Origin of the sequence: Paenibacillus sp. E194 (assembly GCF_000935845.1) — a bacterium.
GTDB classification, from domain to species: domain Bacteria; phylum Bacillota; class Bacilli; order Paenibacillales; family Paenibacillaceae; genus Paenibacillus_B; species Paenibacillus_B alvei_B.
The window spans coordinates 1-4939 of the sequence record NZ_JMDX01000342.1 but is presented as its reverse complement, the minus strand read 5'-3'; the positions used below and the strand labels follow the sequence as shown (position 1 = coordinate 4939).

8 protein-coding genes and 1 pseudogene are annotated in these 4939 nt (G+C 38.7%); all 9 read left to right on the top strand.

Annotation, left to right across the window (positions count from 1 at the left end; genetic code table 11):
- Positions 1 to 276 precede the first annotated feature (276 nt).
- The gene (locus AZ66_RS26940) at positions 277 to 930 is read left to right on the top strand and encodes a DUF4760 domain-containing protein (RefSeq protein ID WP_044357699.1); all 654 of its coding nucleotides are present in this window, start codon (positions 277 to 279) and stop codon (positions 928 to 930) included.
- Positions 931 to 944: 14 nt separating this feature from the next.
- Entirely contained in the window at positions 945 to 1079 is a 135-nt protein-coding gene (locus tag AZ66_RS33455) for a hypothetical protein (protein ID WP_269433148.1), read from the top strand.
- A gap of 271 nt (positions 1080 to 1350) precedes the next feature.
- Positions 1351 to 1890, top strand: a complete 540-nt coding sequence (locus AZ66_RS26935) for a hypothetical protein (RefSeq protein ID WP_044357698.1) — start codon at positions 1351 to 1353, stop codon at positions 1888 to 1890.
- A gap of 52 nt (positions 1891 to 1942) precedes the next feature.
- Positions 1943 to 2407, top strand: a complete 465-nt coding sequence (locus AZ66_RS26930; protein WP_044357697.1) for a hypothetical protein — start codon at positions 1943 to 1945, stop codon at positions 2405 to 2407.
- Entirely contained in the window at positions 2367 to 2738 is a 372-nt protein-coding gene (locus AZ66_RS31680; protein ID WP_156160101.1) for a hypothetical protein, read from the top strand. Before AZ66_RS26930 ends, AZ66_RS31680 begins: the two co-directional genes overlap by 41 nt.
- 64 nt (positions 2739 to 2802) lie before the next feature.
- Positions 2803 to 3165 (top strand): hypothetical protein, encoded by a 363-nt coding sequence (locus tag AZ66_RS26925; protein WP_442950326.1) that lies wholly within the window; start codon positions 2803 to 2805, stop codon positions 3163 to 3165.
- A 334-nt stretch (positions 3166 to 3499) separates the two neighbouring features.
- On the top strand, positions 3500 to 3814 hold the full coding sequence (locus AZ66_RS26920) for a DNA cytosine methyltransferase (RefSeq protein WP_231587065.1): 315 nt from the start codon (positions 3500 to 3502) through the stop codon (positions 3812 to 3814).
- Positions 3780 to 4085: a protein-tyrosine-phosphatase gene (locus AZ66_RS26915; RefSeq protein ID WP_044357696.1), complete on the top strand. Its 306-nt coding sequence runs from the start codon at positions 3780 to 3782 to the stop codon at positions 4083 to 4085. The genes AZ66_RS26920 and AZ66_RS26915 overlap by 35 nt, the downstream gene beginning before the upstream one ends.
- 265 nt (positions 4086 to 4350) lie before the next feature.
- Positions 4351 to 4939: pseudogene (locus tag AZ66_RS26910) on the top strand (helveticin J family class III bacteriocin); the annotation flags it as partial.

The window sequence follows — 4939 nt, the reverse complement described above, 5'->3', positions numbered from 1 at the left end:
TCAAAAACCAGTATATCAATAATTCATTAAATCACCAAGGGGATAGCTTGACAAACATTAGCTGGTTTTTGTTGGAGGAATCACCTTATTGAGAAGAAAAAGAAGCGATTTAGAGATCCACCGAAGCCGCCAGTACGTTGCAAAGGATGTGTATGGGGCGACTGGACGGGGACGAAGCAATACTGCGGTAGGCGACCATGTGTAAAAGTAAGTCGAAAGCTGTAGGAGGAAATCTTTACCTGACGTCGAAATATGTCTATGTTAAGGGGGGATTGAATGGATGGGTCGTCTTGGTGGTTTATTATAAGAGAAGGTCTAGATGCTGTATATAAAGTCTCCGGAATAGTTTTAGTGCTCGGAGTATTTTTAGGTTTGGCGCAGTTACGTTTATTAAAAAAAGACATTAAGGATAGAAACATGCGAGCCGCAGCTGAAAAAAGCATGGAGTATTTAGCTTATTATCAAAAAGAAATTATTTCAACTGCTTCAGAATACAAAAACAAAGTGACGGAAGAGATAAAGGAACCAGCTAAATTCGATCATCTGATTAATAAGGACTTTATACTTAAGGGAGTACATTTAGAAAAGGAACTAATAGCTGATTCGATTATCAAACAAAGGTGCGGAATAATACCAATTTTAAATCGATTAGAGTTCTTTAGTGCAGCTGTTGAAAGTAGAATTACTGATGAAGAATTACTTTATCCTCCATTATCGAAAATATTTTGTGAATTTATTGAAGAAGAATTCATATGGATAGCAGTAGCTAGAACAAGGGGAGGGGCCCCCTATAAAAACTTGATATCATTGTATAATAAGTGGTCAAAAAGAATGGAAGTAGATAAATTAAAGTTGCAAATGAAGGAAACAGCACATAAGATAAGGGAACAGGGAAATGATTATCACAGTTCTCCGCCAATCGGCTTTTAAGGAGGAATTTTCAAATGAAAGAAGAATTGATGAAGAAATCATATGAAGAACTACAAGTTATTCTGGAAAAGGATTTACAGGAAGTTGAGCTTGTATTTCCAGTTCTTGAATTTTTGAAAATGAAGGACGAAGTTCTTGCTCACATTTAATTATTATTAGATAAATTCATTCGGGCACCCAGAAATAGGGTGCTTTTTCTTTTGTTCTAAACCGACTAAATATAAGCCGATTTAAGGGGCTCATGTTCTAATGAATCCGAATGTAGGATTCAGATTAATAAACGTCATGGAGGTGTTGCAGAATCGTTCTGCGAGCGTGTTATGGACGTACATTTAGGAAACCAACTCAACCCAATATTGCCTCTAGTTAGCAGGAGAAGTCTTCTAATTTGTCGAAAACAGTGTATAGGGGTGAAAAAATATGCTTGAGGCATTAATTAATGGATTTACGGCAGGGATAATTGGTGTAGTTGGCGTTCTTATTGGTGGGATCCTAACTTATAAACTAGGTTTAAAGGCAGAGAAATCACTAATTAGAATGAGAATTAAGGTGGAAAAAATACAAAATACCCAGGTTGATTTATTGAACATGGCACGACAAATGGGAATATTATCAATTGCAATGCACAATTATGAGTACAAAAAAATAAATCATGAAAGTTATTGCAAAATCTCAAATGATGTTCAAGATAAGATGATGCACTATATCAGAAGTATCAGGGTAAATGAATTTGCTATCAAAAATTATAAAGCGCAGATTGATAAATTGATAGATGAGTATAACGCTGTATCCGACATGCAGTACGAACGATATATTAATCCGGATTGTAAGAATAAGTATTATGACGCTGATGAGATTACATTTGAAGCTGTTGAAGAAAGACTAAGGAAAATAACTCTTGTAACAATTGATTTAAAAGACGATTTATCTGATCAAATAGATAAAGATTTAACAACTTGACTTATTATGTGCGCCTTTTGAGTTATATTTAAATTGATTGGAGGTGTATACCATGGATAATGAAGGTGTAGGTATACCCACAGTTATAAATTCGGAGATTCTTAAAAAACACAGAGAACTCTCGGAACAATATCGTAAATTAATTAACTCGGTCTTTGGAAACATCATTAACTTTCAAGCGTTGGCAAAATTATCAGACCATGTATCCTCTACTTTTGCTAATATACCAAAAAACTTTGATCCGAATACATTCATTCAAGATAGAATCAGTTTTATAAATAGTAATACAAAATATGGATGGTGCATGTCGGCAAAAATGTCGTTTGCTAGATATAGAGAAATAGCTCGCCTTGAAGATAAGCAAGAAATTAGAGATAGTTATTTTCTTGAAGAGTTCGAGAAAGATAAACTGACTCTTTATCAGCAAGAGAAAGAGTATATAATTTCAACTTCTGATAATGATTGGCGAGAATTTTATGAGGATTTGTTTTTTTCTTTTAGATCATGGAAAATATAAAGCCGTAATTCCTTCACTTTTATCTGCTGTTGAACATGAACTTGCAATAAACACAGATAATAACGATATAGGACAAAGGTTAATTAGAAGACTTCAATATTCACTTGAAGAAGGTAATAATGGTGGTTTTAGATACGCGGTTGGGATATCAGTAGCTTCTTTGTTAGCGAATGGATTGTTTATGCGACATTCATTTAATGAGGAAAGGGTTCCATTAATAAATAGAAACTGGATACTGCATGGAAGAGATGATCCTAGTAAATGGATTAGAATAGATGTGTATAAATTAATTACAGTAATTTCTGCATTGAAATTAATTCAAAAAGACTAACGAGTTGGACTCCACAGCTCGTTTTTATTATTGGAGGACTTATATGGCATTAGAGTAATATCAATTGAGAGGATCAAAGCAGCAGCCTACAACCCTCTCGATGACCTGCAGTCAGGCGAGCCAGAATACGAAAAGCTGCGGCGAAGCATTGAGGAGTTCGGCTACATCGACCCGATTATATGGAATGAACGTACTGGAAACATGGTCGGTGGCCATCAGCGGTACAAGATCCTCGTCAACGAGCTCGGGCGCACGGAAGTCGAGGTTTCGGTCGTTGACCTGGACAAAGACACAGGAGAGTTTGTTGAACCTTACACTGAACAAGGTGGAAGGCCGATGGGACGATGAGGCGTTAGCCCGGCTGCTCGATGAGCTCCAAGCAGAAACAGCTGACCTCGGTCTCACAGGCTTTGTGCCGATGAAATAGCAAGCATTATTGAAGAATTCGCAGAGCCGCCTGAGGATCAGCTCGGCGACTTTGAGAATCGAGAACTGGATACGAATGAATTCGACGAATCCCAATTCGGGTGCAAATGCCCGCGTTGCGGATTCGTTTTTGATTCTGAGGGTGAGTAGATATGCCAGCATGGGATTGGAGTTTGAAAGATTTAATGCCGTAAATAAGAACGGGAGAACGGTGTTCAGCTGCTTCTTCAACGATGGGATATAAGCTTGCAGGATACACGGTACTGGGGAATGTGGAGATTAATCCCAAGATGATGCGGATTTATCGGCAGAATCATAATCCTAAGTAACCCTTTATGATGCCAATTCAGGATTTTAAGGCGCTGCCCAATGATGAGCTGCCGGCGGAATTGTTCGACTTGGACATATTGGATGGTTTGCCGCCATGCAGCGTATTTTCCACCGCATGCGCCAGAGAAAAGAAGTGGGGCGGTGAGTTTGCATTTCGAGAGAGGCAAGCCGTTCAGCGACTTGATGACCTGTTCTTTGATTTCCTTGATGTAGCGAATAAGCTTCGGCCTAGAGTAATTGTTGCTGAGAACGTGAAGGGAATGATCATGGGAAAGGCGCGGGGCTATGACAGCATGGTTCTGTGTGGAGAAAATCTTTAATCTTTTGAATGAATATGATGTCAGGTCGGCAGGTACTGAAGAGGGTGCTCGGGTTAAGGTTACGGGTGGTCATATTGACTGGGCGGATATCATTTTCGTGATGGAGAAGAAGCATATAAGAAGATTAAGAGATAAGTATAGTTATGAATCGAATGGAAAGAAGCTAATATGCTTGGATATCCCAGATGATTATACATATATGGACGAAGAATTAATCGATTTATTGAAAGCAAGAGTATTTGAATATATAGAAATACCAATTGAATTCTGAAAGAAATAGAAGAAGCCTCAACTGCGAACAAAAAGTGATCATTGGAGACATTATGGGCATCAAACTTGTTCTTGTTACCGTTGAAGAGAAGGAATTATTAGATTGAATGTTGATTAACCGCTAGGAACCTTTTCAGAAATTTAACATCCTACACTCTTGCATTCTCAATATGATATTGTCCATAATCGAGTAGAGTGGTTCCAATTGAGCGATTGCATTTTCCGGTAGCTTGTCCAATCATATTTTCCTTAATGGAGGTATCCGTATGTTGCAAGTTCAGGCTTTGGATCTTCTGAAAAAACAGTTGAAAATGTTCACACCTGTTGTTCTCGCCATTCTTGTTTTTGGAATGTCTGTTTTGCCCGCTTTTGCGGCTACTCCTGGGAAAACGGTAAACGCATCGGCAACGCTCGCTTACAATCTTAAAGGACTGAATCACAATGTGGCTGTGCAGAAAGCTTACATCGCAGATAAGTATCTTTACGTAACTCAGCGGTCTGGGGGAACATGCTATCTTTCACGTTTGCTCATAAAAGGAAATGACGCTACGTACGTGGATGAAATGACCGTTACCAACACCGGACATTGTCAGACCCTCGATATGTATACATACAACGGTATCAATTATTTCTATTTCAGTTCAAAAGCGGATCCTTCAACAACGAATTACTGGTCCCTCCAGGTGGCGAGACTTACATACGCTGCCGGCACGACAGTCGATTATACGGCTCTTCATCGGTTCACCTACATGAATTATGCGAATAAAACGGGTGCAAGACTAGGGGAAACCTATCGTGTTGATGGAGGAGGCAATAGTAAATATACGGTTTTCCGGATACAAACGAAAGAAGGTG